The organism is Micromonospora ureilytica (genome assembly GCF_015751765.1).
Classification (GTDB): Bacteria; Actinomycetota; Actinomycetes; order Mycobacteriales; family Micromonosporaceae; genus Micromonospora; species Micromonospora ureilytica.
On the sequence record NZ_JADOTX010000001.1, the window covers coordinates 2,266,629 to 2,292,378 of the forward strand.

A 25,750-nucleotide genomic window follows, 5' to 3' on the forward strand; every position below is an offset into this window, starting at 1 on the left:
ACCCGGCCCGACCGAGGCGGGTGAACAGGCTCACCGCGCCCGTGCCAGCGTGACGCCGAAGAGCGCGTCCGGGTCGGTCCAGAACTCCGCCGTGGCGAAACCGGCAGTGGCCAGCTCGGCGGCGATCCCCTCCGGGTGGAACTTCGCCGAGACCTCGGTACGCAGCTCCTCCCCCGCCGCGAAATCGACTGTCAACCCCAGCACCCGCACGGTCATCGACCGGGTCGCCCGCAACCGCATCTCGATCCACTCGTGATCGGAATCCCACACGGCGACGTGCTCGAAGGCGGCCGGGTCGAAGTCGGCGCCCAACTCGCGATTGATCACGTGCAGCACGTTGCGGTTGAACTCGGCGGTGACCCCGGCGGCGTCGTCGTACGCGGGCACGATCACCGACGGGTCCTTCACCAGGTCCGTGCCGAGCAACAACCAGTCACCGACCTCCAGCGCGGCGCGCATCGCCATGAGGAACTCGGCCCGCTCGGCGGGCAACAGGTTGCCGATGGTCCCACCGAGGAACACCACCAACCGCCGGCCGCCGGTGGGCAGCCGGTCCAGTTGCCGGGTGAAGTCCCCCACGATGCCCCGGACCCGCAGGCGGGGATAGTCGGCGGCGATCTGGGCGGTGGACCCCCGCAACGCGCTGACCGACACGTCCAGGGGAACGAACGTGCCCAGCCCACCCCGGCGGGTGAAGGCGTCCAGCAGCAGCCGGGTCTTCTCCGACGAACCGGAACCCAACTCGATGAGCGTCTTGGCCCCGGTCAGTGCCGCGATGTCGGGAGCGTGCGCGGCCAGCACGGCCCGCTCGGCCCGGGTCGGGTAGTACTCGGGCAGTCGGGTGATCTCCTCGAAAAGCTCGCTGCCCCGGGCGTCGTAGAACCACTTCGGCGGCAGCCACTTCCGCCCGGCGCTCAGCCCCGCCCGGACGTCGTCGCGCAGGCCGCGCTCCAGGTCACCCTCTTCGAGGTAGATCTCCAGTGGTTCCGCGGTCATCGGTTCGCTCCTTTCGTTCGATCAACCGTTGCGTGCCTGGCCGACGTGGCGCACCGGGGCCGGCAGTGGACGTACCCGCACCTCGCCCGCGGTGGCGACGACCAGATGCCCCTCCGGCACCGACCGCCACCCCGGATCGTCGTCGTGTGGCTCGGAGGCGAGCAGCACCGAACCCGGCGTCTCGCGGACCGACAACGCGTGCCCCGCCACGCTGGCCACCACCCGGTGCCCGTCGGTGAGCAGCAGGTTGAGCCGCGACCCGGGTGCGGCGGCGGCGACGGCGGTCACCGTCCGCCCGACCGCCTCGGCCGGGTCGGCGCCAGCTCGGAGCAGATGCCGCACCAACGCCCACAGCAGCGCCGAGTCGGTGGCGGCGTCCAGGGTGAGCAGGTCCCGCACCGGCAGCTCGGCGGCGAGCGGCACCACGGCGTCCGGCCAGCCGCGGATTACCCCGTTGTGGCTGAACAGCCACCGCCCCTCGGCGAAGGGCGCCGCCGCGCCGTCGAGCACCGCCATCCCGACCGTGGCCGAGCGCACCGCCGCCACCACCGCCGCGCTGCGGGTCACCGCCGCGAGCTGGGCGATGGTCGGGTCGCTCCAGATCGGCTGCGCCCGCCGGTACCGCACCGGCTCACCCTCACCCGGGTACCAGCCGACACCGAACCCGTCGGCGTTGATCGTGCCGCCGCCACGCATGTCGCGGGGCGCCCAGGACTGCCGCACCAGCGAGTGCGGAGGGTCGAACAACAGCTCGGCAATGGTGACCGGCGGCCCCAGGTAGGCCAGGTGGCGACACATCAGCGCCCCCGGCCCGCCGCCGGGCCGCCGGTCGTGCGGTGGCTCACCGGTACGACTCGTCCGGTCGCACGTCCCGGGCGCAGCGGAACCCGCTGAAGATCTGCCGGCGGATCGGATAGTCCCAGTTGCGGAAGGTGCCCCGACAGGCAGAGCGGTCGGTGCCGAACGAGCCGCCGCGCAACACCCGGTAGTCGTCGCCGAAGAAGACCTCCGAGTATTCGCGGTAGGGAAACGCGGCGAACCCCGGATGCCCGTCGAACGCCGTCGACGTCCACTCCCAGACGTCGCCGATGAGCTGGTGCACACCCAACGGCGACACGCCGGCCGGGTACGCGCCCACCGGTGCCGGCCGCAGATGGCGCTGGCCGAGGTTGGCGTGCGCCTCGGTCGGGTCGTCGTCCCCCCAGGGGTAACGGCGCGACCGCCCCGTCGTCGGATCCCACCGGGCCGCCTTCTCCCACTCCGCCTCGGTCGGCAGCCGCTTGCCGGCCCACGCCGCGTACGCCTGCGCCTCGTACCAGCACACATGCACCACCGGCTCGTCGGCGCGGACCCGAGCCCACTGACCGAAGCGCCGATACGACCAGTCGTCGCCGTCGGAACGCCAGTGCATCGGCGCGCTGAGCTGCTCCCGAACCCGATGCTCCCAACCGGCCGGGCTCCACCAGCGGCGCTCGGTGTAACCGCCGTCAGCGATGAAGGCCGCGTACTGGCCGTTGGTCACCGGGGCGGCGTCGATGACGTACGCCGGCAGGTCGACCCGGTGCGCCGGACGTTCGTTGTCCAACGCCCACGGATCGGTGTCGGTGCCCATGGTGAACTCGCCCGCCGGCACCAGCACCTCCGCGCCGACCCGGACCGACGGCTCGGGCGGCGCCGGGGCGTGCAGCACCGCCGGACCCGAACGCAACTGGTGGGTGGCGAGCATGGTCTCGTCGTGCTGCTGCTCGTGCTGCACGATCATGCCGAAGGCGAACCCGTCGGCGACCAGCGGCCGTTCGGTGAAGGCCACCGCGTCGAGCAGGTCGTGCACCTTGTCCCGAACGGTGGCCAGGTAGGCGCGCGCCTCCGCGGGCGGCAACAGCGGCAGCGCGGGGCGGTCCCGGCGCGGCTGCTTGAACGCGTCGTACAACTCGTCGATGTCACACCGGACCGGCTCCCGGCCCCCGACGTCACGGACCAACCAGAGCTCCTCCTGATTACCCACGTGAGCGAGGTCCCAGACCAGCGGCGACATCAGCGGTGAGTGTTGGCGCGTCAGGTCGGCGTCGTCGACCACCTCGGTCAACAACGTGGTACGAGCCCGGGCCCGCGCCAACTCCACAGCGATGCAATCGCGCAACCCCGGCTCACTCCTCGCGCTCACTGAACCGCCCTCCGTTCGCGACTGCGAGGCTCGCAACCCCGGCTCACTCCTCGCGCTCACTGAACCGCCCTCCGTTCGCGACTGCGAGGCTCGCAACCCCGGCTCACTCCTCGCGCTCACTGGTCCCTCCTCGCTGTGGCGGCCAGCCGCCGCCGTACACCTCTCTGAATCTCGTCGTGAGTGCTGGCCGGCAGCTCCAGTCGGGGTAGCGCGGTCAGGGCCAGGTCGAGCAGGGCCGCCGCGGCCGCGGCCAGCGTCGGGTCGGCCAGGCCGTGCCGGGCGGCGGCGGACCAGCGCTGCGCCACAGGCGTGGCGATCGTGTACGCCGCACGGACGGTGCGCGGGTCGCCGAACAGGGCGGTCAGCACCGCCAGCGGCAGCCGCCAGTCCCGATCGGGTTGCGCGTCCAGGTAACGCAGCTCCAGGTAGCCGCGTGGTCGCACCGGCGGGAAGAGGGTGCTGACGTGGTAGTCGAGGTCATCGGTGGTGGGCGGTTGTGGCAGCGCGCCGTCGAGCCAGTCGGCGAAGGTCACGCCGGGTGGCGCGGCCCAGTCGGCGTTGTGCCGGCGCAGACAGATCAGCGGCGCGGCGAGCACGTAGCTGGTCCAGGCGTCGATCGGGTCGTCCCCGGCACGGGCGGGCGACCAGACCGGGCGGGTCCGGGCCGGGTCGATGGCCAGCCAGGCGGCCATCCGGGCGGAAGCCCAACCGGTGCGCCGCCCCGCGTGTCGAGCGGCGGAGGCGAACGCCGCGAGCAGTGGGGGCCCGACCGCGTGGGCCGCGGCCCAACGGTCGGCGACCTGGTCCGGTTCACCGGCGTCGAGGCAGATCTGCAGGCCGGCGGTGCTGTACATCATCGTGCGGCCGGCCGGGCCATGGCGGTCGAAGGCCCCGCGCATCGCGCGGTAGCGGGGGGTTTCCACCACCGGGCGAGGCCGTCGGTGGGGGTCGATGCCGCTGCGGCCGAGGACCAGCCCGGCGGCGGCCAGCAGGTCGGTGACCTGGGCGATGTCGGCCTCGATGGCGCGGATCAACACGGCGACCGAGGGGCGGGGCGGGGTGGAGATCTCCAACTGGCCACCCGGCTCCAGGGTGACCACGCCGCCGTGTCGCAGCGGCTCGGCCGGGCTGGTGGCGTCCAGCGTGGCGGGGCTGTGCCGCCCGAGCGCCGTCCGCAGCCGCGTCGCGTCGACGGGTCGGGCGGGATCGGCGGCGTCGTGCACGGTCCATTCCAGTTCGACGCCGGTGTGGGTGGGTGGGCCGGTCTTGAAGCAGATCCGGGCCAGGTGTCGGACTGCGGCTGCGGACTCGCGCAGGATGGCGCTGCGGTCCAGGTCGGATGACGTCACCAAGGGTCGGGCCCCCTCTCCGTGCGCCGGGTCCGGCGCACCGTGCCACCGTAAACTCACCCACCGACACCGTCGGGGGCGTGCACGGTGCCACCAACCTCTGTCTAACAGAGGAATTTCCGATCCAGGGCGGAACCAACGGGCTCCGGCCGGCGACCGTTCAGCCGGCGGCGGGGTGGCCCGGCCGCGGCGGTGACGGCGGGGCCTTCGCCGACGGGGACGGCCCGCCCTTCGCCGACTCGGAGGGCTTGACCTTCGCCGACTCGGTGGGCTTCGCCTCGGGCACCAGCCGCTGGCAGTACGCCTCGACCTCGGCGGGGCCGCCGGCGGCGGTCACCAGCCGCTGGAAGGCCGGCGTGCGCAGTGCCTTCTCCCGCTGGTCGGGCTTCTTGGCCCGCCACGCGCGGCACAGTCCGTGCAGTTGGTCGGCGGGGTCGGGAACGGCGGGCGGTGTGGCGGTGACGGGCGACGGCGCGACTGGCGACGGCACGCCGGGGATCACCGACCGACCGGGCTCGGCCGACCGGGGTACGCCCTGATGCGGTGTGGGCGACGGGCGCGACGGGGCCGGCGCGACCGGGTCTGGCGCCCGGTCGCGGGTGACCGCGGCGAAGGCGGCCCCCGCGGTGGCGGTAGCGGCCACCGCGCCGATCCAGGCCACCGCGCCGGTGGTCACCCGACGACGGCGTGGCCGCTGCGGCACGGCCGGCACCGGGTTGGCCCGGGCGGCCCGGAACGCGGCCAACGCGGCCTCCTCGCCGGCCAACTCGCCGGGGCGGACGGGGCCGGTCGCCGCGGCGAGCAACGCGGCCACCGGCTCGGGCGGGGGGACGTTCGGGACGGCCAGGTGCGCCTCGGGTGATGTCGCGACCGCTTCCGTGGGCGTCGCGGAGTGCCAGTGGTCCGGCGTGTTGTCCATCCGGGCGTGGGCCGAGTCGAGCAGCCGCTCGGTGTCGGCGTGGTCGGCCCGCCGGAACGGGTTCATCGGGAGTCCCCTCACGTCAGCCGTCCGCCGCTTCGGCGTGCGGTGCTCGCAGGGCGGGGCCGCTCCCCGTGCGCGGCGGCGGCACCCCCTCGACCCCGACTGGCGACCCGGCCGGGCTCTGCCGCTCCAACAGGACCGCGAGCCGGCGTAGACCTCGGTGAGCGGCGGTCCGCACGGCCCCGGCCCGACGGCCCAGCACCCGGCCGGCGGATCCCGCGTCCAACCCGATCACCGCCCGCAGCAGGACCGCTTCGGCCTCCCGTGGCGGGAGGGTGGCGATCAGCGCGAGAGCGGTTTCGGTACCGATCGTCTCGCTGGCTCGCTCGGCGGTGTCCGCGTCGCTGGCCAGATCGACGAGCGCCTGCACCGGGACCGGCAGCGAGGGGCGACGGCGCATCCGACGCAGGTGGTCCATCGCGCGGTTACGGGCGATGGTGACCGTCCAGGCGCGGAACTCGCCCCCGGTGAAGCCGGGCAGGTCACGGGAGATCTGAAGCCAGGTCTCGGAGGCGACGTCCTCGGCGTCCGCCCCGACCAGGGCGGTCAGATAGCGCAGCAGCCCGGGCTGGAGGCTGCGGTAGAGGAAACGGAACGCCTCCTCGTCTCCGGCCTGCGCGGCGCTCACCACCTCCGACAGATCGGCGGTCATTGGCGGCCCACGCATGACCCGAGGCGAGCCGGCCCGCCCCGGCGCACGGAGGCGCGCCACGCGGCACGAGTCGTCCGCCCGATCAGCACCCGCACCGCACCGCCCTCCGCCGCTCTGAATTGTCCCCGCGACCACGATTGTCGGGGCGGCGTGTCCGGGGCCAACGCCAGGGTGGTCGATCGGCGCGCTGCCCGCCGAGGTAGCCGGGCGGCCCGAGCCGGGCTAACGCTAAAAGGGGGCTCACGACGCGACAAGTCGGCGTCGCGTCACGGAAGAGTGACAATTATCAACCGTGCGGAACGACGCGTCGTCGTAACGGGATGTGAGCAGGGGACGCCAACCGGGGCTGAAGGCGCTTTCTTGCCGCCATCGAGGACCCGGACGACGGAAATTGTCGCTTTTCGTGACACCGCACATCCGCAGCGTCACCGAGACCGATCGTCCACACAGGTCAAGCCGGATCAGCCGGTCCGAACCACCCGCCCGGCGGCCCTGCCACGGCGCGCCGCCCCGCGCCACTCTAGGTACGGTAATGCGGTGTTGTCATCGGAGGTCGTGCTCAGCGGTCGCTACCGCTTGGACGAACGTGTCGCCACGGGCGGCATGGGCGACGTTTGGCGTGCCTCCGACCTGATCCTCGGCCGGCAGGTCGCGGTCAAGGTTCTGCTGCCGGCGCTGGTGTCCGATCCCGACTTCATCGCCCGGTTCCGCGCCGAGGCCCGGATCATGGCGGCGCTGCGGCACCCCGGCATCGTGCAGGTCTTCGACTGCGGCGAGGACGACCTTCCCGGCGGTGGCCGGGCTGACTACCTCGTCATGGAGTTCGTCGCCGGCGAGCCGTTGTCCAAGCGGATCGAGGCGGCCGGGCGGCTCGACGTGGCCGAGACGATGTCGATCGTGGCCCAGGCGGCCGCGGCGCTCAACGCGGCGCATCGCGGGGGCATCGTGCACCGCGACGTCAAACCCAGCAACCTGCTGGTGCAGGAGGACGGCACTGTCGTCCTGGTGGACTTCGGCGTGGCCCGCTCCACCGACATCACCAGCATCACCAGCACCAACGCGGTTCCGGGCACCGCGCTCTACATGGCTCCCGAGCAGGCCGCCGGCCGGCCGGTCAGCGGTGCCACCGACATCTACGCCCTGGGCGCGGTCACCTACTGCTGCCTCACCGGCAGTCCGCCGTTCACGGGTGACAATCCGCTTCAGGTCGCCGTCCGGCACCTGGACGACGAGCCGCCGGAGCTGCCGCACGACATTCCGGAGGCGGTCCGCGCCCTGGTGTCGCGTGCCCTGGCGAAGGATCCGCTGGAGCGGTTCTCCAGCGGATCGGCGATGTCCGAGGCCGCTCGGACGGCGGTCACCGGCGGCGAGCCACCGACGGCGATGGCCACGCCGGTCGCGCTGCGCGACGCTGGGCCGGGCACCCGCACGGACGTGCCGGCCGGCGCGGCGGTGGCGAACAGGTCGCAGGCCGCGCGACGGCGAGGCCCGCTGGTCGGCGCGGCCGCAGCCATGCTTGTCGCGCTGGTCGGGCTCGGCGCGGCACTGGCCGCGACGCGCGACGCCGGCGGCGAGGACCCGGCGGTCAATCTGCCGACCACGTCGCCGACTGTGGCGCCGAGCGGCCCCGTCGAACTGCCCGCGGCGAACGAGCAGATCACCAGCGTCGAGCCGGGCCGGCCGAACCGGCCGAACGCCCCCGGCAACTCCCCGTCGGCCTCGGTCTCCGTGACGCCGAGCCTGCAGCCGAGCGAGACCGCCACCTCGCCGACGCCGACGGCGGCCGTCACCACGGGGGCGCCGACCGGTGCGCCGACGGCCACTGCGACGGCGAGTGAACCTCCGCCGCCGTCCGACCCGCCCACCACCACTGGCGCGCCGGTCGAGCCGGAGGTGCCGGCCGGCGACTGAGCCGCCCCCCGGTCATCGACCCCGGCAACCCCAACAGCACCGATATCCCCAAAACGGACTTACGTCGCCGAAGGCGCCTCTAGGCTCTCAGCAGGCCATTTACACCATCTGCTGCGGGAGCCTGGGTGAGCGCTGAAAAGCTGGTCGTCATCGGTCAGGGGTATGTCGGACTGCCACTGGCCATGCGGGCCGTCGAGGCGGGGTTCGACGTGATCGGCCTCGACGTCGACGTCGACCGGGTGAAGCGTCTCGCCTCCGGCGAATCGTTCGTCGAGGACATCCCGGCTGATCGGCTGGGCCGGGCGTTGGGCAGCGGCCGCTACCACCCCAGCACGGAGTACACCGACGCCGACGGGTTCGACATCTGCGTCATCACGGTGCCGACCCCGCTGCGCGACGGCACCCCGGACCTGAGCTTCGTCGAACAGGCCGGCATCGGTATCGGCCCGTACGTGCGCTCGGGCTGCACGGTGATCCTGGAATCGACCACGTACCCGGGCACCACCGAGGAACTGCTGCGCCCGCTTTTGGAGTCGGCCAGCGGTCTGACCAGCCCCGGCGACTTCCATCTCGGCTACAGCCCCGAGCGGATCGACCCGGGCAACCCGACCTGGCGACTGGAGAACACCCCGAAGGTGGTCTCCGGTGTGGACCAGGCGTCGCTGGCCCGGGTGGACGAGTTCTACAAGCGCCTCGTGGAACAGACCGTACCTGTGGACTCCACCCGCGTCGCCGAGCTGACCAAGCTGATCGAGAACACCTTCCGCCAGGTCAACATCGCACTGATCAACGAGCTGACCATGCTCTCGCATCACCTCGACATCGACGTCTGGCAGGCGATCGACGCCGCCTCGACCAAACCGTTCGGCTTCCTGCCGTTCCGGCCCGGCCCCGGCGTTGGCGGGCACTGCCTGCCGATCGACCCGTGCTACCTGTCGTGGCAGGTCAAGCGCCGCCTCGGTCGGCAGTTCCGGTTCATCGAGCTGGCCAACGACGTCAACCACGAGATGCCCGAACACGTCGCGCAGCGGATCATGGGAGGGCTGAACCGGGACGGCCGGGCCGTCAGCGGCGCCCGACTGCTGCTGCTCGGTCTGGCGTACAAGAAGAACACCGGCGACATGCGCGACTCCCCCGCCGTCGACGTGGCGCGCCGACTGCAGGCCCTCGGTGCCGAGGTGCACGCCGTCGAGCCCTACGCGGAGGCGCACCAGATCCCCGCCGGGGTCACAGTGGTCGGGCTCACCGAGCGGGAGGTGCGGGCGGCCGACGCGGTGGTGGTGGTCACCGACCATGACACCTTCGACTACGACCTGGTGGTCAAGCACGCCCGCTACGTCTTCGACACCCGCAACCGGTGCGTCGGCCCGATGGTCGAACGCCTGTAGACCCGGCACCGCTGGCCGGTCCCGCCGCCCGGGGAAGATGGCGGGGCCGGCCGGCGGATGTCCGTCCGGTCGCCGGGCTCAGGCCCGGTCACGGTCGCCGACGGCGACCGGATCACTGGTCGGCGAGCGCCTCGACGACCGGGCGGGACAGCGCCCGACGGGCCGGCAGCACCGAGCCGAGCAGGGCGGCCAGCACCGCGACGCCGAGGATCAGCCCGAGCTGACCGAGCGGCAGCACCACGTGGAAGTCGCCGCCGAGGCGGTCCAGCAGGGCCATCGTGGACGCGCTGACTCCGGTGCCGAGCCCGATGCCGAGCACCGCGCCGACCAGCGCCATCAGCACCGCCTCGACGGCGAGCACCGCCCGCATCCGCCCTCGGGTGAGCCCGACCGCCCGCAGCACGGCGTTCTCCCTGGTCCGTTCGACCACCGACAGGCTCAGGGTGTTCGCCACGCCGACCAGGGCGATGACCACGGCCAGGCCGAGGAGCGCGGTGACCAGGGCGAGCAGCATGTCGACGGTGCCGGTGAGCATCTTCTTGTACGCGCCCTGGTCCATGAGGTTCACCGTCGGGTAACGGCCCAGCACGGCGGCGATCGCGTCGCGGGCCCGGTCGGGGCTCACCCCGGCGGCCGGGTCGATCTCGGCCAGGTAGCCCCGCTGGGCGGGGAAGAGCGCGGCGAAGTCCTGGTCGGACAAATCGATGACGTGACCTGCGGTCACCTCGCCGCCAGGGGTGTCGTCGGTGACCACGGCGGCCACCCGGAACGACAGGCCTTTGACGGTCACCGGGGAGCCGACCTGCCAGCCGCGTGCCCGTGCCAACTCGCGGTGTACCAGCACCTCCCCCGGCCCGACCCGGCCGGCGTCGCCGGCCAGCACCCCGCTCAGCGTCCGACCGACCAGCGCCGGGTGGGCCGCGCGGATCTCGACGTCGTCGACGACAGTCCTGCGTTGCTCGTGCACCACACCCAACTCGGGGCGGGAGGCGAGCTCACCGACAAGCGCGGCCGGCAGGTCCTGACCGATTCCGCTGACCACGAAGTCGGTCCCGATCTGGGCGTCCACGCTGCGTTCGATGCCGTCCTTGGTGCTGCGCGCGCCAACCATGAACGCCGAAACCAGTCCGATACCGATTACCAGCGCGGTGGCGGTCGCGGCGACCCGCCGCGGATTGCGCACCGTGTTGGAGACCGCCAGCTCACCGATGGTGCCGAGCGCGCGTCGTAGCGGCCAGCCGAACACCCGGGCCAGCGCCGGGACGAGCACCGGCCCGAACAGCACGATCCCGAAGAAGGTGAGCACCCCGCCGAGCGCCACCAGCAGCAACTGACCGGCGCTGGCGGCGCCGGCCAGCGCGGCGACACCGACGGCGAGCACCACCGCGCCGACGATCAGTCGACCTCGGCCCGCACCCCGGCTCGGCTGCACCGCGGCGTCGGTGAGCGCCGCCACCGGGGCGATCCGTGTGCCCCGCCAGGCCGGCAGCAGGGCGGAGCACACGGTGAGCCCGGTGCCCAGCAGCAGGCCGGTCAGCACTGTCGAACCGGTCACGGCCAGGCCACCGGTGATCGGCACGTCCAGTCGGGACAGCAGCAGCCGCAACCCGCCGGCGAGGGCCACCCCGAGCAGCACCCCGAGCGCGGAGGCGACCAGCCCCAGCACCGCCGACTCCAGCACTGTGGACCGGAAGACCTGTCCCCGGGTGGCGCCGATCAGACGCAGCAGCGCGGTCCGTCGGGTGCGCTGGGCCAGCACGATCGCGAAGGTGTTGGCGATCACGAAGCCGGCCACCACGATCGCGACCCCCACGAAGATCAACAAAAGCATGCGGAACTGGTCCACGTTGCGGACCGCGTCCTCCACTGCCTCGTCGAGGATCTGCTGACGACTCTTCACTGTGGCTTCGGCGCCGGCCACGGCGCGTACCTTCTCGGTCAGCGCCGCGACGTCGGCGCCCGGTCGGGCCGCCACCATGACGCGGCCGTAGCCCCGCTCGCCGGTGAGGGCCAACGCGTCCGGCCCGACCAGGCCGACGAACGGACCGCCGACATCGCGGGAGGTGCCTGCCACGTCCACGGTGCCGACCAGGGTGTACGGACGGGCCGCCCCGCCGGTGGCGCCGACCCGGACCGCCGCGCCGAGCGAAAAGCCCTGCTCGGCCGCCGTCGGCGCGTCGAGCACCACCTCCCCGGCCCGGTCGGGCAACCGGCCGGCCACCACGTCGTACGAGCGCAGCGCGTCCTCGGTGGGGATGGCGACGAGCATGGTGAAGCCGAGCACCGGCCGACCGTCGGCGCCGACGATCCCGGCGGTGTTGGTCAGCTCACCGGCTGCGGCGGCCACCCCGTCGACAGCCCGCACCCGGTCGACCAGGGCCGGGGGCAACACCTCGCGGCCGGCCGAGTAGACACCCAGGTCGGTGTGACGGTCGAAGGTGCCGGCCCGCTCGTACGCCCCGGTCCGCATCCCGTCGACGAAGATCATCGTGCCGGCGACGAACGCGACGCCGAGCACGACGGCGAGCGCCGAGAGCAGCATGCGCACCGCCTCGGCACGCAACGAGCGCAGGGTCAGGCGGATCATGCGGAGCTCCCGGTGCAGGTGGCGGATCAGACCCCTCCGACGCTAGGGCCGGCACCGGTCAGTCGATCTCCACCTGCGCGCTCGACCTGCCTGCGCCCCGGGTCGCGGTGCGCCCGCCGGCGGCTACGACCCAGGTCGTACGCGGTGTCATCCGCCGGGCGTGACCAGCCCGCTCTCGTACGCCAGGACCACCGCCTGGACCCGGTCGCGCAGCTGGAGCTTCGCCAGGATCCGTCCGACGTGGGTCTTCACCGTCGCGTCGGCCACGTGCACCCGGGCGGCGATCTCCGCGTTGGACAGCCCCTGGGCGACAAGCAGCAGCACCTCCCGTTCCCGTTCGGTGAGCTGCGCGAGCCGAGGGTCGGCGCTCGGGGCGGCGCCGAGCTGCCCCGCGAACCGGTCCAGCAGGCGTCGGGTGATCGACGGGGCCACCACCGAGTCGCCCTGGGCCACCACCCGGATCGCGGCCAGCAGCTCCTCCGGCGGGACGTTCTTGAGTAGGAAGCCGCTCGCCCCGGCCTGCAGGGCCGCGAACGCGTCCGCCTCGGTGTCGAAGGTGGTCAGCACCAGCACGCGGGGGCCACCCGCGGGTCGCTCGGCGCACAGTCGCCGGGTCGCCTCCACCCCGTCCATGGTGGGCATCCGGATGTCCATCACGACCACGTCGGCCTCGGTGCGGGCGAGCACCCGCAGGGCGTCCGCGCCGTCGATCGCCTCCCCGACGACCTCCAGGTCGGGCTGGGAGTCCAGCACCATTCGGAACCCGGCGCGGACCAGCGCCTGGTCGTCCACGATCACTACCCGGACCGTCATGCCGCGATCACCTCCGTTGCCGGCTCTGACGGTAGCGGCAGCCGAACCTCGACCTGCCAGCCCCCGGTCAGCCGGGGACCGGCGGCGAGGCTGCCGTCGTACACCGTCACCCGTTCCCGCATGCCGAGCAGGCCGTGACCGCCGGACGGCGCCGGGCTGACCAGCGGGCGGCCGCGACCGTCGTCGACCACCCGGACCACGACGGCCTCGGCGGTGTACGACAGGACGACCTCGACGCGGGCTCCGACGCCGGCGTGCTTGAGCGCGTTGGTCAGCGCCTCCTGCACCACCCGGTAGACGGTCAGCTCCAGGCCCGGCGGCAGGGCCGGTGGCGTATCGGTGACAGTGCTGCGGATGTGCAGGCCGGCGTCGTCGAACCGGGCCAGCAGGTCCGGCAACTCGGCCAGGGCGAGGCGCCGGTGCTCGGGGTCGGCCGCCACCGCCAACCCGTCGGCCCCGTCCGCGCCGGACGGCCCGGCGTCGCGCAGGACGCCGACCAGCCGGCGCATCTCCTCCAGCGCCTGCCGGCCGGTGTCCGCGACCACCTTCACGGCGGTACGGGCCTGGGCGGGGTCGCGGTCGAGCATGAACCGGGCGCCGTCCGCCTGGACGATCATCACGGCCATGCTGTGGGCGACCACGTCGTGCAGCTCACGAGCGATCCGGGTGCGTTCCTCGGCGACCGCCGCCCGGGACTCGGCCTCCCGCTCGCGTTCCAGGGTCGTGGCCCGCTCCTCGAGGCTGAGCACGTAGAGCCGGCGGGTCCGCACGTTCAGCGCGACCAACCACACCGCGCCGGTGACCAGCGCGTACCACAGCGCGGTCACCCACCACTGGATGACGTTGGGGGTCTGCGCGGCGGCCAGCAGCACACCGACGGCCGCGACCGCGCCGGCCAGTACGCCGTCGCGAAGCCGTTCGCCGTACTTCACCACGCTGTAGAGCGCGATCAGGACGGCGACGTCGTAGACGAGCGGGCCCCACTCGGCGATCACCTGGATCAGGGCGAGCGCCGCGACCGCCACCGTCACCACGCTCGGGTGGGTGCGGCGGAACAGCAGCGCCACCGCCATTCCCACACCGACCAGGGTGGCCGCCCAGCCGCCGGGTTGGCTCACCGCCGCGGTCAGGCTGACCAGCGCCACCAGGGCGGCGACGGCCACGTCGAAGGCGACGCCGCGCAGCGGGCGACCGAACAGGGTGCGTCTCACGGTCACCCAGCGTACGTGGCGGGTGGGCGGACGCCTGTCGCGTGACCGGTCAGGGTGGGGTGAGTTCGCGCAGGCGGGCGATCTCGACGGCCTGCTCGGTGGCGAGCGAGGTGGCGAGCTCGTTGAGGGTGGGGTCGAGGCCGACCGAGAGCAGGTCGGTGGCCATGGTCACCGCGCCCTGGTGGTGCTCGCTCATCATGCGCACGAAGAGCCTGTCGAACTCCGTGCCACGGGCGTCGGTCAGCTGGCGCATCGCCTCGGGCGACTGCATGCCGCGCATCCCGCTGTGGTCGTGCCCGGGCGCCGACGGCGGCAGACCGCGGGTGCTGAGCCAGGTGCGCAGGACGGCGATCTCCGGGCCCTGCCCGGCCCTGATCCGGTCGGCGTAGGCCCGGATGCGGGGATCGGACGCCCGCTCGTCGGCCAGCGCGGTCATCTCCAGCGCCTGTTCGTGGTGCGGGATCATCATCTGGACGTAGACGGTGTCCAGGGCGTTGAAGCGGGGCGGGCTGTCGTCGCGGACCTCGTGGGCGGGCCGGGTGACAGCTGCCTCCCCCGGTCGGCCGGGAACGATCACCGGCGGCGGCTCGGGGCCGGTCGGGGTGGGCGACGGGCTGGCCGACGCCGGGCTGGGCGACGTCGTCGCGGCAGCCGATCGGGGCGAGTCGCCGGTGGCCCGGACGGCCACCACCACGAACACCGTAAGGACGACCATCGTTATGACGACGATCAGTAACCGGCCACGTCGGACAGTCATGCCGCACCCCCCTCAGGTCGAGGTCGCAGCGATCTTATCGATTGATGAGTCCACTTTAATGTGACCCAGGTCACATCGATGAAGTCCGACGGTCGGTAAGGTACCGGACATCGCCATCCCCCTTTCGAAGGGCGTCGCCGATGATCAAACTCATCACCCCCCGGCTCCGACAGATCCGGATCGTCAGCCTGGCCGCCGCAGGTCTCCTGCTGACCAGCGTCGCCGTCGCGACACCGAGCAACGCCCAGGAGGCGGCGCCACCGGCAGCGGCTCCGGCCAGCACGATTCCGGGCGTCGACGAGATCCGCAGCAGCCCCAACCTGCGCCAGATCGCCAACGTGCCCAAGCAGGCGCCGTTCGACACCACGGCCGCGCTCAACAGCGACATGGCGTTCCAGGGCAAGTACGCGTTCGCCGGCAACTACAACGGGTTCGTCATCTACGACATCTCCCGGCCCAGCGCACCGAAGATCACCTCGCAGGTCAACTGCCCGGGATCCCAGAACGACATCTCGGTCTACGACAACCTGCTCTTCGTGTCCACCGACGCCTCGCGCAGCGACGACTCGTGCGCCAGCGTCGCACAGCCCGCCTCCGTGAAGGAGTCGTGGGAGGGCATCAAGATCTTCGACATCAGCAACAAGGCCAACCCGCGGTACATCAAGTCCGTGGAGACCGCCTGTGGGTCACACACCCACACGCTGGTGCCGGGCAAGGACCGCAAGAACGTCTACCTGTACGTCTCGTCGTACAGCCCGCGGGCCGAATTCCCGGACTGCCAGCCGCCGCACGACTCCATCTCCATCGTCAAGGTGCCGGTGAAGAAGCCGACCCAGTCGGCGGTCATCGCGACGCCGAACCTCTTCCCGGACGGCGGTTTCCCGGGCAGCGAGACCGGCTCGGCGACCGCCGGTTGCCACGACATCACCGCCTACCCGTCGAAGGACCTGGCTGCCGGCGCCTGCATGGGTGACGGCATCCTGCTCGACATCAAGAACCGGGAGGCGCCCCGGGTCATCACCCAGGTCCGGGACACCGTCAACTTCGCGTTCTGGCACTCCGCCACCTTCAACAACGCCGGCACCAAGGTCGTCTTCACCGACGAGCTGGGCGGCGGCGGGGCGGCCACCTGCAACGAGACCGTCGGACCCAACCGGGGCGCGGACGCCATCTACGACATCGCCGGCCGCGGGAACTCCCGCACCCTGGCCTTCCGCAGCTACTACAAGATCCCTCGTACCAACGCCGACACCGAGAACTGCGTGGCGCACAACGGCTCGCTGATCCCGGTGCTCGGACGCGACATCATGGTGCAGGCGTGGTACCAGGGCGGCATCTCCGTCTGGGACTTCACCGACTCGCGTAACCCCAAGGAGATCGCGTACTGGGAGCGGGGCCCGCTCTCCGCCACCGAGGCCGTGACCGGCGGCTCCTGGTCGTCGTACTACTACAACGGCCACATCTACTCCAACGACATCCAGAAGGGCCTGGACGTCCTGGAGCTGAACGACTGGCGGACCTGGACGGCCAACCTGACCCGGTTCCGTGAGCTGAACGCGCAGACCCAGCCCAGTTACCTGAGCTGGTAGAACCGACGCGCCATCCGGGCCCGGTCCCTCGTCGAGGGGCCGGGCCCGACCGCGTCGGCCGCCGCTCGGCCGCACACCGTCGGTGGGGCCCGTCACCTGGGCGGGGGTTGCGGTCCGGCTGGTCGGAGGCTGTGCCAACGTGAGCAGATGTGAAGACCGCAGCCCCGCCCGAGCCCAGCGTGCGCTGGCGCCCGCACCCGCTCGACCTGGTGGCGGTCGTCCTCGCCGTGGCCGGGGCCGCCTGCGCGCTGAGCGGGCTGCTGCCCCACGCGGAGACCACCGCGACCCTGCACCGGATCCTGCCGCTGCTGCTCTTCCTCGGCACCGTGATCGTGCTCGCCGAGCTGACCGCCGTCGCCGGTGTCTTCGACGTGCTGGCCAGCCGGCTGGCCATCGCCACCCGGGGCAGTTGGGTGGCCCTGTTCCTGCTCTGCGGCGGCCTGGCCACGGTGACCACCCTCGTGCTCAACCTCGACACCACCGCCGTGCTGCTCACCCCGGTGCTGCTCGCGCTGGCCCGTAACCTGCGCGTCCCCGCCGCCCCGCTCGCGGTCACCACCGTCTGGCTGGCGAACACCGCCAGCCTGCTGCTGCCGGTGTCGAACCTGACCAACCTGCTGGCCGCCGACCGGGTCGGACTGTCACCCCTGGCGTACGCCGAGCGGATGGCACTACCGCAGCTCGCCGCGGTGGCGGTCACCATGGCGCTGCTCTGGTACGCCTGGTGGCGGCGCGAGCGGCCGGTCGGAGGACGATTCGTCCCGCCGGCCCGGCACGTGCCGGCCGATCCGGTGCTGCACCGCACCGCCCTCGCCGGCTGCCTGCTCTTCGTCGCCGGCATCCTCGCCGGGGTGGAGATCGAGTTCGCCTCCACCGTCGCGCTCGCGTTGGTGCTGCTCGGCTTCGTGGTCCGGTCCCCCGCCGCGCTGCGCCCCGGGCTGGTGCCCGTACGGCTGCTGCTCTTCGTCACCGGGCTCTTCCTCGTCGTGCAGACCCTCGGCCGGCACGGGCTGGACGACCTGGTGGGCGGCCTGCTCGGCGCCGACGGCGGGGCGCTGGGCGCGCTGCGCGCGGGTAGCACGGGCGCGCTGCTGTCCAACACGGTGAACAACCTCCCCGCCTACCTGGCCGGCGAGTCGGTGCTGCCGTCCGGCGACCACACCCGCCTGCTGGCCCTGCTGATCGGCACCAATGTCGGCCCGCTGGCGGCCCCCTGGGCGTCACTGGCCACCCTGCTGTGGTTCGAGCGGTGCCGGGCGGCCGGGGTGAGCGTGCCGGTGACCCGGTTCGTGCTGACCAGCACCGTGCTCGCGATCACCGGCACGCTCGCCGCGGTCGGCGCGTTGCTGCTGGTGAGCTGAGTACCCACCGGCGACGCAGGCCACTGCGCGGCGGCCGACTCGGCCCGGCTCAGCGGCGAGCGTGGTGTGCGGGGCAGCCGTCAGTGGCGGGCCGGGCGCGGGCCGACCAGCCGGCGGACCATCGGCGCGGCGTTCCACTTGGCCGCGCCGACCAGGTCGCGGGCATGTTCCAGGACTGTGTAGTCGGGTCGGGTCAGCCCGTCGGCGATGGCTCGGTCCAGGTCGTTGCCGCAGCGGCTCAGGACGGTGTCGAAGTCCCGACGGACCGGCTCCTGCAGGTCGTAGCCGAACGCGCGGTGCAGGCGGGCGAAGAGCGGCTTGTACAGCCGGACCCGCTCGTGCAATCCCGACGAGTACGACATCGGGTTCTTCGGGCGACGCAGGATGTAGTCGGGCAGCACGTCGGCGAACGCCCGCCGGACGATCCACTTCTCCTGCCCGTCACGCAGCTTCAGATCAACCGGCAACCGCATCGCCAGCTCCACCACGCTGAGGTCGAGGAACGGCACCCGTGCCTCCACGCCGTGTGCCATGGCGGCCCGGTCGACCCGCTGCAACTCGGTGCGGCACAGGTTGCGGATCCGGTGCAGGAACAGCCGGCGGGCCGCCGCCGGACCGACCTGGTGGTACATCGGGTACCCGCCGAACAGCTCGTCGGAGCCGTCACCGGTCAGCACCACCTTGATGCCCAGGTCGCGAAGCCGCCGGAAGATCGGCACCGAGACGACCGCGTTGATGATGTCGCCGTACTCGGTCAGCTCGGAGATCCGGATGGCCTCGCGGACGTCGGCGAGCCGGATGTCGCGCGGACGCAGCTCGACCACCACGTGCGGCACGTCGAGGTCGGCGGCGAGCCGCCGGGCGTACGCCACGTCGGGGCTGTCCGCCACTCCGACCGTCACCGCGACGCAGTCCGGGTGGATGTCCCGCACCTGGCGCAGGGTCAGCGAACTGTCCAGGCCACCGGAGAGCACCACCCCGACGGTCAGGTCGGTCTCCACGCGCATCCGAATAGCGTCGCTCAGCGCGGCGCGGACCAGCAGCGCGGCCTCGTCCGGGTCGTCGACGACCGGCAGGCCGTCGCCGATGGTGAGCAGGTCGACGTACGGGCTCAGACGCACGTGCCCGTCCGCCTCCGCCCAGCCGTGGTGCCCGGGAGGCACCTCGGCGATCGGGGCGCCGTGCCCGACGAGCGCCTTGACCTCGGAGGCGAGATACAGGCAGCCGGGCCGACGGGACCAGTACAACGGCTTGACGCCGAGCGGGTCCCGGGCCAGGTACGCCCTCCCGGTGGCCCGTTCGACGGCCGCGAAGGCGTACTCACCGCGCAGCCGGGTCACGGCTGCCTCACCCCACTGCTGGAACGCGGCGAGCAGCACCTCGGTGTCGCTCTCGGTGCGGAAGGCCTGCCCCAGGCGGGTCAGCTGCGCCCGTAACTCCCGGTAGTTGAAGATCTCGCCGTTGAAGCAGAGCAGCCAACGCTCGTCGGTCGACGTCCACGGCTGCACCGCCCGGTCCCGGTCCACGACCCGCAGCCGTCGGGTGCCGGCGAGCAGCCCGTTCTCGGACCGGGTCTCGGTGACCTCACCGCGTGGGGCCAGGGCGGCGAGCATCCGCCGGAAGGTCGCCGGGTCGGCCTCGGGACCGATGCTCAACGCGATGCCGCACACCGGCTCAGACCCCCATCTCGGCCTCGTACGCCCGGCGTAGGCGACGCCGTGCGGTGGGCGCGACACACAGGTGCCAGGCCTGCCCCTCGTCGATCACGTTCAGCTCGCCGGCCTCCTGCCGGCTCAGCAGCAGCTCCGCCAGGGCGTCCCGCGCGCCGAAGCGCTCGAACCAGGCCAACTCGACGTCGACGGAGTAGCCGAGGCAGTGCCCACTGGGCAGCATCGCCGCGTAGCCCAGGCGGCGCAGCCGGTACTGGTGCTCCGCGCTGCGGACCAGGCTGGTCACCCACAGCGGCGGGGTGGCCGGCGGCGCGATGGCGGTGAACTCACGTCCGATCTCGTTGAGCAGCGCCACCACCTCACGCCGGGCGCGGCGGAACAGCAGTCCAGCGGTGTGCGGGGTGGCGTCGGGTCGCAGTCGGCGACGCAGCCCGCGTGCGGCCCGGCCCAGTATCGTGGCGGGCTGCTCCTGGTAGCGGAAGCGCAGCAGATCGCGGCGGCGCAACCACTCCAGGTCGACCAGTTCGGCGCTGCCGTTGACCTGATCGTCGGTGACGAAGGTCGGCGCGTCCTGCCACCACAGCACGTCGATGCGGGAGAGCAGGTAGATCCGGACCAGCGCGCCAAGGTCACGCGCCGAGGTGCGGTCGTTCGGCTGGTAGCGGGCCATCTCCAGCAGCAGCGTCTCGCGCGCGCCGATCAGCCCCTGCGGGGTGGCGTCGAGGACCGCCGCGAGCGCCGGCTCCCGCAGCCGCTCGTCGATGAGCACCTGCCGGGCACGGGTGCTCGCCGCGTCGGCCAGGGCGCCGACCTCGACCAGCAGTTCGGCGACGGCCGCCCGGTACGCGGCCAGGTCGGGCGCGGGGGCGGGAGGGCGGCGGTGGGTCGCGCCGGAGGGTCGACGGCGGGCCGGAGCGGTGGGCGACGGAGGCGAACCGGGCTGCTGTCCCGGGCTACGGCTGGGCACTCGCATGACGGGGTCCCTTTCTCCGGTCACGGCACTGGGTGGTTCGCCCTGAAACACACCGTAATCATCGGGACCGGAACGGACCGAACATTCCTCCTATCTCCCCCCTAACGGAGCGTGGGCGTCGCACTCGTCTGGGGGTGTGACCAGTTGGGTGGGGTGCCTTTGGAGCTGATGTCGTCAACGAATCACCGCCGCCGGCTTCGCAAGAGCGGGCCCGTGATGTCACAAACGACTCAGCTCCAAAGGCACCGACCCCAACACAGTCACCCCACCGGCGACCGCCGACCGGGCCGCCCCGCCCGAGCCGCCGAGCGGCGGCCGCGACCGTCAGTCACCGCCCGTCGGCACCAGGGCCTGCACCTCCGCGTACGACGGCAGCCCCGCCGGTGCGGCGGGCCCGCCGAGGCGGACGGCGTCGGCGGCGGCGAGCGCGGCGCCCAGGGCGGCCCGGAACAGCAGCGAGCCGGTGCTGACCCGGGCCACCCCGGCGGCGCCCAACTCAGCCAGCCCTGGGCCGCCCGGCTGGTACAGCGCGTTCACCGGAGCGTCGATCCGCTCGGTGAGGACGCGCAGGGTGGCCAGGTCGACAGTCCCGGGCACGAAGATCCCGTCGGCACCGGCCACCCGGTAGGCACGCGCGCGAGCGAGGGTCTGCGGCAGTGGGTCGTCCACCCCCAGCCACCAGGTGTCGGTGCGGGCGTTGACGAACAGTTCCGGCACCGCCGCCTTCACGGCCGTGACCTTGGCAGCGGTGATCTCGGTGTCGGCGAGGGTGCCATCGGCGCGCCCGTCCTCCAGGTTGATCCCGACCACGCCCAGCCCGGCCAACTCCGCCACGTACTCGGCGACCTCCGCCGGGTCGTCGCTGAACCCGGCCTCGACGTCCACGCTGAGCAGCACCGGCAACCGGGCCAGCCGGCCGGCCAGGGCGAGGGTCTCCCCCGCGGTGGCCGCCGCGCCGTCGGGAAGGCCGGCGGTCGCGGCGACCCCGAGGCTGGTGGTGCCGATGGCCGGATGTCCCCCCGCGGCGAGCGCCGCCGCCGAGGCGTGGTCCCACGCGTTGGGCAACAGCAGCGGGCGGCCGGCGCGGTGCAGGGCGTGGAACGCGGCACGACGGTCGATCATCGGACGCTCACCTCCAGACTCGTCGGCACGCGCAGGGTCGGGTGCGGATCGTGACGCAACGGGTTCCGACCACGCCGGCACCGTTCCCGCAGCACGTCGAGTACCCCGGTGGCCAGCGCCAGGGCGTGCCGGTCGCCGGGGCAACCCCGCTCCCCCGTCCCGAAGGTCACCATCCCGGCACCGGGTCGACCGGGCTGGAACGTCGCGGGCTCGGCGAATGCCTGCGGGTCACGGTTGGCCGCGTCGAAGCGCAGCAGGACGGGGCTGCCCGCCGGCAGATCGCGTCCGCCCAGCCGTACCCCGTCGACGGTGACCCGTCGGGTGGCCCGGACCGGCGGGTCGAGGCGCAGCACCTCGGCCAGCAGGTCGGCGGTCCCCGCCGTGGTCAACGCGCGCGCGGTGGCCGGAGACAGCAGGTGATGGGCGGCGGCGCCGATCAGACCGGCGGTCGCGTCGCACGCCTGGACCAGCAGACCGATCAGGTTCGCCCGTACCACCGGCGGACCCTGCGGCGCGAGCTCCAGCAGCGCCGCCACCGCCCGGTCGGCGCGCGAGGTCACCGCCGGGTCCACCCCCGGGTGGTACGCCGCCGCGACGACAGCGACCGCCGTCCCGGCGGCTGCCGGATCAGCGAAGCCGAGTCGATCGGCCAACGCCCGCAGCGGCACCGGCCGGGCCAGTTCCCGCATCACGTCGACGCGGTCGCCGGAGCGGTCGAGCACGGCCACGGTCAGCCGCGCCGCATCCTGTCGCAGGTCGTCCGGGTTCAGCGGGGTCAGCGCCGCCACCGCGACCGCCCGACGCTCGGCGTGCAATCGCGGTGGACTGAACCGGCTGACCGTGGCGCGCAGCCAGGCGAGGGTGCCGGGCGGACCGGTATCGACGGCCGGCACCTGGAACGCCCTGTCGGTCAGCGCCGCCCGCACGTCAGCGTTGCGTGTCACCGACCAGCCGCGCTCCGGTTCGAACGAGGGCGGCCCACACGCCGGTGTTCCCGGGGCGGGCGCGATGTGCGGCCAGTTGTCAGTCACCGCCCGACCGTAGGGCGCGAACCGTTCGCCCCACACCGAACGATCCCGCCGCGGTCACCCACTGCTCGCCGGTCAGGCGCGGCCGCTTGTCGGCGCCGGGGCCACCGGCGGGTCGAGGGTGTGTTCGGGGATGGACAGTGCCGCGGCCAGGCCGGAACGGCCGGTGGGAGTGAGACGGACGGCGCGGCCGGTGCCCTGGCTGATCCAGCCGAGGTCGGTGAAGCGGCGGCAGAGCGCCGCGCCGAGCGCTCCGGCCAGGTGCGGGCGGCGTTCGGTCCAGTCCAGGCAGTCGCGGACCACCGGGCGGCGGGCGGCACGCAGCACGTCCACGGGTACGCCGAGCCCTGCCACCCAGGCCCACCCGTCCGGCGTCAGCGCCAACCCGCTGGACCGGTCCAGTCGGCGCTCGCTCAGCAGCGCGTCGTACATCAGCACGCCCAGCCGCCCGGCGAGGTGGTCGTAGCAGGTCCTCGCGTACGCCAGGGAGGCGGCGGCGGTGGTCGCGCGCAGCGACCCGGTCGGTGTGGGCGCGAGCGGGGCGTGCCCGGCCAGGTCCTCGATCAGCTGGGCCACCGCCGGACCGGCCAGACGCAGGTAGCGGTGCCGGCCCTGCCGCTCCTCGACGAGCAGCCCACCGCGGACGAGTCGGGTGAGGTGGTCGCTGGCCGTCGACGGGGCGACACCGGCGCGTCGGGCCAGCTCACCTGCGGTCCATGCCCGCCCGTCGAGCAGCGCCAGGCACATCCCGGCGCGGGTGCCGTCGGCCAGCAGGGCCGCCAGCTCGGCCATCCCCCGACCGTCGGCGCCAACGCTCATCGCCCCAGTCTAGGAAGGCAGGCGCCGAGCCGGTGAACAGCGACCCGGGGGCCTCCGTCACGTGGACGAAGACCCCCGGGGTTGGTGGTGCCGAGAATCAGGCCGGCGGCGTCGGGATGAGGTGCGCGGCGAAGCTGACCGCCGACGGGCTCACCTTCGCTGCCGCCATCCCGCCGGGGGCGGCGAACCGCCGGTCCAGCGCGATTGTGGTGTTGTTCCGGTTGCGGTAGACCACCACGAAGCCAACTCCACCGCTGTTCTGGATCTCGGCGATCGTGGGATCGGTGGCGGCGGTGGCGGCGCTCGGGTCGCCCGGGTTCTCGTACAGGCGCAACCACTCACCCCAGGTGCCCGAGCCCTGCTCGGTCTCGTACACCCGGTACATCTCGTTGTCGGGCCCACGGGCGACAACGGCGATCCGGCCCAGCGCCGGGTCGACGATCGCGGCCGGGGACCCGGCAGCGGTGAACGTGCCCACCGTCTGCCAGGTGGTCGGCCACGCCCCACCCAGTTCCTGCTTCTTCATGACCAGCGAACCATCGGCCGCACGAGCCACCACCGCGGTGCGGGGGCCCTGGATGAGGAAGGCAGCCGGTACGCCTGTCACGTTTCCGCCCAGGTCGGTCCAGCCGGTGAGTGCCCCATCGGTCGAGTAGACCGCGGTCTTGATGGTGCCGGTGCTGGTCGTGGCGACCAGCTGAACTCCGGCGTCAAGCCCGAGAGTGGCGAGGCCACCGGCCAGGTCGACGTCACCGAGGCTCTTCCACGACGCACCGGTCCCGGTCTGACGGTAGTGCCAGAGGCGACCGTCGACGTCCACCGCGAAGATCACGCTGCTGCCGTCGGCGAGGGTGACCGCGACCGGCGGGGCTGCCATGGTTCCGCCGAAGTTCCCGGTGGTGCCCCAGGTCGCGGCGTTCGCCGCCGTCTGGGCACCGGCCCAGACGGTGCCCGTGGTGTGCAGGGCGCTGATCTGCATCTGCTTGCTGGCGCCCAACACGTTGAGCGCGGGCTGTCCGGTGAACGCCTCCGCGCCGAACAGAGGGGTGTGCTGGACGCTGGCGAAGTCGTCGGGGTTCTGCTGGTGGACGACCCGCACCTGACCGGTGTTGTCAGTGTGCGCGTAAACGATGGTCCCGAGCGCGCTGCCGTCGCTCGGCTTTCCCTGCCTCGCCGCCGACCGAGAGAAGGATTGCACCGGCAGGAACGGAAGCGGGTCGGCGAACCAGCCCTGCAGGTCGACAACTACGTGCACGGTCCCACTGCTGGCGTTCTTGATCCGTACCTTGCCCTCGGTGCCCAGCTTGGTCACCACGAGGCTGGACCGGGCGACGTGCGCGGCGGGGAAGTTGGTCGTCGACGCGGTGTTCGGGGAGCCGTCCAGCGGTGTGACGGTGAAGAACCCGTCGACCGTCGGTGCGACCGCGTGCACGTTGAGGACGGCGGCGGCGATGCCGCGGGTCGGCAGGCCGTTGGTGCCCGCGACGGCGACGTCGACGGTGCCGTTGGCGGGCACCGGCTGGGCGCCGGCGGGGAAACGGCTGTCGTACAGGGTGGTCGCCGGAACCATGCGCAGGCCGGCGCCGACGGTCGGGCTGCCGGTCCAGTAGCCCTGGACGGTGATGGCGATGTGCACGGCCGGCCCGCGGTTCTCCACCACCACGGTGCCGCCTGCGCTGGGGTTCAGCTTGACGACCATCCCCATCGAGGTGGCGCCCTTGGCGTAGTCGATGCCGGTCTCCGCGACCGCACTCGACCCGACGGTCACCCAGCCGTTGCTGGTCGCACCGATCACCACGACGTCCAGCATGACTGCCGTCGCGGTGCTGGGCACCAGCCCGCCACCGGAGATGTTGGCGTTACGTGTGCCACGGGTTGGCAGGGTGCCGGCGGTGATCCCCTGACCGGTCCGGCTGTCCACCACCCGGGTGTGGTTCAGCGGCATGAAGCCGGAGCCGGTACTGCCGGTGGCGGTGGTGAAGTAGCCCACCACGTCCACTCTGATGTGGACATTGCCGCCCGCGTTGCGCACCGCGAGCTTGCCGTTCGTACCGGGCTTGACCACTGCCGAGTTGGTCATGACCTCACCGATCGAGGCGTTCATGGCCGAAGCCTTCGGTTCCGTGAGGTCTGAGTAGATGGACAGGAACGTGTTGGCGGTCGGGCTGATCGCCGTCACGTCGACCATCAGCGCGCTGACGCCGCTGGACGGGATGCCAGCGATGCCGATGGCGTTGAACGTGGTGACGGACTTGGCGCCCCGAACACCTGTAGTGCCGCCGGTGCCGTCCCGGGTGTCCAGCAGGGTCACGCTGTCGATCGGGACGAAGTCACCACCCCTGCCGGCCGCGTCGGCGCGGACTGCCGTTGACGCGACA

20 protein-coding genes are annotated in these 25,750 nt (G+C 72.7%); 4 read left to right on the forward strand and 16 right to left on the reverse strand.

The features are described from left to right. Window positions 1–30: 30 nt before the first annotated feature. From egtD to IW248_RS10110, 6 genes are all read right to left on the reverse strand, one after another. A complete protein-coding gene (egtD, locus tag IW248_RS10085) occupies window positions 31–996 on the reverse strand; it encodes an L-histidine N(alpha)-methyltransferase (protein WP_196926735.1) in 966 nt (321 codons plus the stop codon). Between the two features lie 21 nt (window positions 997–1,017). Next, entirely contained in the window at window positions 1,018–1,794 is a 777-nt protein-coding gene (egtC, locus tag IW248_RS10090) for an ergothioneine biosynthesis protein EgtC (RefSeq protein WP_196926736.1), read from the reverse strand. A 43-nt stretch (window positions 1,795–1,837) separates the two neighbouring features. Beyond that, on the reverse strand, window positions 1,838–3,160 hold the full coding sequence (gene egtB, locus IW248_RS10095; protein WP_196926737.1) for an ergothioneine biosynthesis protein EgtB: 1,323 nt from the start codon (window positions 3,158–3,160) through the stop codon (window positions 1,838–1,840). A gap of 116 nt (window positions 3,161–3,276) precedes the next feature. Further along, window positions 3,277–4,512 (reverse strand): ergothioneine biosynthesis glutamate--cysteine ligase EgtA, encoded by a 1,236-nt coding sequence (egtA, locus tag IW248_RS10100; RefSeq protein WP_196926738.1) that lies wholly within the window; start codon window positions 4,510–4,512, stop codon window positions 3,277–3,279. A gap of 157 nt (window positions 4,513–4,669) precedes the next feature. Then, the gene (locus IW248_RS10105) at window positions 4,670–5,494 is read right to left on the reverse strand and encodes a hypothetical protein (RefSeq protein ID WP_196926739.1); all 825 of its coding nucleotides are present in this window, start codon (window positions 5,492–5,494) and stop codon (window positions 4,670–4,672) included. Window positions 5,495–5,510: 16 nt separating this feature from the next. After that, on the reverse strand, window positions 5,511–6,143 hold the full coding sequence (locus tag IW248_RS10110) for an RNA polymerase sigma factor (RefSeq protein WP_196930123.1): 633 nt from the start codon (window positions 6,141–6,143) through the stop codon (window positions 5,511–5,513). Between the two features lie 537 nt (window positions 6,144–6,680). On the opposite strand from IW248_RS10110, the gene IW248_RS10115 reads away from it, so the two are divergent. After that, the gene (locus IW248_RS10115; RefSeq protein WP_196926740.1) at window positions 6,681–8,054 is read left to right on the forward strand and encodes a serine/threonine-protein kinase; all 1,374 of its coding nucleotides are present in this window, start codon (window positions 6,681–6,683) and stop codon (window positions 8,052–8,054) included. Between the two features lie 125 nt (window positions 8,055–8,179). Beyond that, the gene (locus IW248_RS10120) at window positions 8,180–9,442 is read left to right on the forward strand and encodes a nucleotide sugar dehydrogenase (RefSeq protein ID WP_196926741.1); all 1,263 of its coding nucleotides are present in this window, start codon (window positions 8,180–8,182) and stop codon (window positions 9,440–9,442) included. Window positions 9,443–9,554: 112 nt separating this feature from the next. On the opposite strand, the gene IW248_RS10125 is transcribed toward IW248_RS10120, so the two are convergent. The 4 genes from IW248_RS10125 to IW248_RS10140 all read right to left on the reverse strand — a co-directional run bounded on the left by IW248_RS10125 (window position 9,555) and on the right by IW248_RS10140 (window position 14,810). After that, window positions 9,555–12,029 carry an ABC transporter permease gene (locus tag IW248_RS10125; RefSeq protein ID WP_196926742.1) on the reverse strand — a complete coding sequence of 825 codons (2,475 nt, stop codon included), beginning with the start codon at window positions 12,027–12,029 and terminating at the stop codon, window positions 9,555–9,557. A 147-nt stretch (window positions 12,030–12,176) separates the two neighbouring features. Beyond that, window positions 12,177–12,842 carry a response regulator gene (locus tag IW248_RS10130; RefSeq protein ID WP_196926743.1) on the reverse strand — a complete coding sequence of 222 codons (666 nt, stop codon included), beginning with the start codon at window positions 12,840–12,842 and terminating at the stop codon, window positions 12,177–12,179. Further along, the gene (locus IW248_RS10135; protein WP_196926744.1) at window positions 12,839–14,059 is read right to left on the reverse strand and encodes a sensor histidine kinase; all 1,221 of its coding nucleotides are present in this window, start codon (window positions 14,057–14,059) and stop codon (window positions 12,839–12,841) included. The genes IW248_RS10130 and IW248_RS10135 overlap by 4 nt, the downstream gene beginning before the upstream one ends. Window positions 14,060–14,102: 43 nt before the next feature. Beyond that, a complete protein-coding gene (locus IW248_RS10140) occupies window positions 14,103–14,810 on the reverse strand; it encodes a DUF305 domain-containing protein (protein ID WP_196926745.1) in 708 nt (235 codons plus the stop codon). 140 nt (window positions 14,811–14,950) lie between these two features. Between IW248_RS10140 and IW248_RS10145 the strand changes: the two genes are divergently transcribed. Beyond that, window positions 14,951–16,399: an LVIVD repeat-containing protein gene (locus IW248_RS10145; protein ID WP_196926746.1), complete on the forward strand. Its 1,449-nt coding sequence runs from the start codon at window positions 14,951–14,953 to the stop codon at window positions 16,397–16,399. 149 nt (window positions 16,400–16,548) lie between these two features. Next, complete coding sequence (locus tag IW248_RS10150; RefSeq protein ID WP_196926747.1) at window positions 16,549–17,760, forward strand: ArsB/NhaD family transporter; 1,212 nt, start codon at window positions 16,549–16,551, stop codon at window positions 17,758–17,760. Window positions 17,761–17,840: 80 nt separating this feature from the next. On the opposite strand, the gene IW248_RS10155 is transcribed toward IW248_RS10150, so the two are convergent. The 6 genes from IW248_RS10155 to IW248_RS10180 form a co-directional block, all read right to left on the reverse strand. Further along, window positions 17,841–19,430: an asparagine synthetase B family protein gene (locus tag IW248_RS10155; protein ID WP_196926748.1), complete on the reverse strand. Its 1,590-nt coding sequence runs from the start codon at window positions 19,428–19,430 to the stop codon at window positions 17,841–17,843. 4 nt (window positions 19,431–19,434) lie between these two features. After that, complete coding sequence (locus IW248_RS10160) at window positions 19,435–20,403, reverse strand: DUF5715 family protein (protein ID WP_196926749.1); 969 nt, start codon at window positions 20,401–20,403, stop codon at window positions 19,435–19,437. Between the two features lie 324 nt (window positions 20,404–20,727). After that, window positions 20,728–21,525 carry an isocitrate lyase/PEP mutase family protein gene (locus IW248_RS10165; RefSeq protein ID WP_196926750.1) on the reverse strand — a complete coding sequence of 266 codons (798 nt, stop codon included), beginning with the start codon at window positions 21,523–21,525 and terminating at the stop codon, window positions 20,728–20,730. Then, window positions 21,522–22,556, reverse strand: coding sequence for a cytochrome P450 (locus IW248_RS33965; RefSeq protein ID WP_307787895.1), 1,035 nt, complete (start codon window positions 22,554–22,556; stop codon window positions 21,522–21,524). Before IW248_RS33965 ends, IW248_RS10165 begins: the two co-directional genes overlap by 4 nt. Before the next feature lie 72 nt (window positions 22,557–22,628). Beyond that, a complete protein-coding gene (locus IW248_RS10175; RefSeq protein ID WP_196926752.1) occupies window positions 22,629–23,372 on the reverse strand; it encodes an ArsR/SmtB family transcription factor in 744 nt (247 codons plus the stop codon). A gap of 97 nt (window positions 23,373–23,469) precedes the next feature. Further along, window positions 23,470–25,683 carry a DUF8189 domain-containing protein gene (locus IW248_RS10180; RefSeq protein WP_196926753.1) on the reverse strand — a complete coding sequence of 738 codons (2,214 nt, stop codon included), beginning with the start codon at window positions 25,681–25,683 and terminating at the stop codon, window positions 23,470–23,472. Between the last annotated feature and the right edge of the window lie 67 nt (window positions 25,684–25,750).

What these genes read in the sequence shown, in the direction of transcription:
- IW248_RS10165 (WP_196926750.1), bottom strand. Translation starts at nt 21,525, where the DNA reads ATGATCGACCGTCGTGCCGCGTTCCACGCCCTGCACCGCGCCGGCCGC.
- egtD (WP_196926735.1), bottom strand. Translation starts at nt 996, where the DNA reads ATGACCGCGGAACCACTGGAGATCTACCTCGAAGAGGGTGACCTGGAG.
- IW248_RS10145 (WP_196926746.1), top strand. Translation starts at nt 14,951, where the DNA reads ATGATCAAACTCATCACCCCCCGGCTCCGACAGATCCGGATCGTCAGC.
- IW248_RS10125 (WP_196926742.1), bottom strand. Translation starts at nt 12,029, where the DNA reads ATGATCCGCCTGACCCTGCGCTCGTTGCGTGCCGAGGCGGTGCGCATG.
- egtC (WP_196926736.1), bottom strand. Translation starts at nt 1,794, where the DNA reads ATGTGTCGCCACCTGGCCTACCTGGGGCCGCCGGTCACCATTGCCGAG.
- IW248_RS10105 (WP_196926739.1), bottom strand. Translation starts at nt 5,494, where the DNA reads ATGAACCCGTTCCGGCGGGCCGACCACGCCGACACCGAGCGGCTGCTC.
- IW248_RS10160 (WP_196926749.1), bottom strand. Translation starts at nt 20,403, where the DNA reads ATGCGAGTGCCCAGCCGTAGCCCGGGACAGCAGCCCGGTTCGCCTCCG.
- IW248_RS10175 (WP_196926752.1), bottom strand. Translation starts at nt 23,372, where the DNA reads ATGAGCGTTGGCGCCGACGGTCGGGGGATGGCCGAGCTGGCGGCCCTG.
- IW248_RS10130 (WP_196926743.1), bottom strand. Translation starts at nt 12,842, where the DNA reads ATGACGGTCCGGGTAGTGATCGTGGACGACCAGGCGCTGGTCCGCGCC.
- IW248_RS10110 (WP_196930123.1), bottom strand. Translation starts at nt 6,143, where the DNA reads ATGACCGCCGATCTGTCGGAGGTGGTGAGCGCCGCGCAGGCCGGAGAC.
- IW248_RS10140 (WP_196926745.1), bottom strand. Translation starts at nt 14,810, where the DNA reads ATGACTGTCCGACGTGGCCGGTTACTGATCGTCGTCATAACGATGGTC.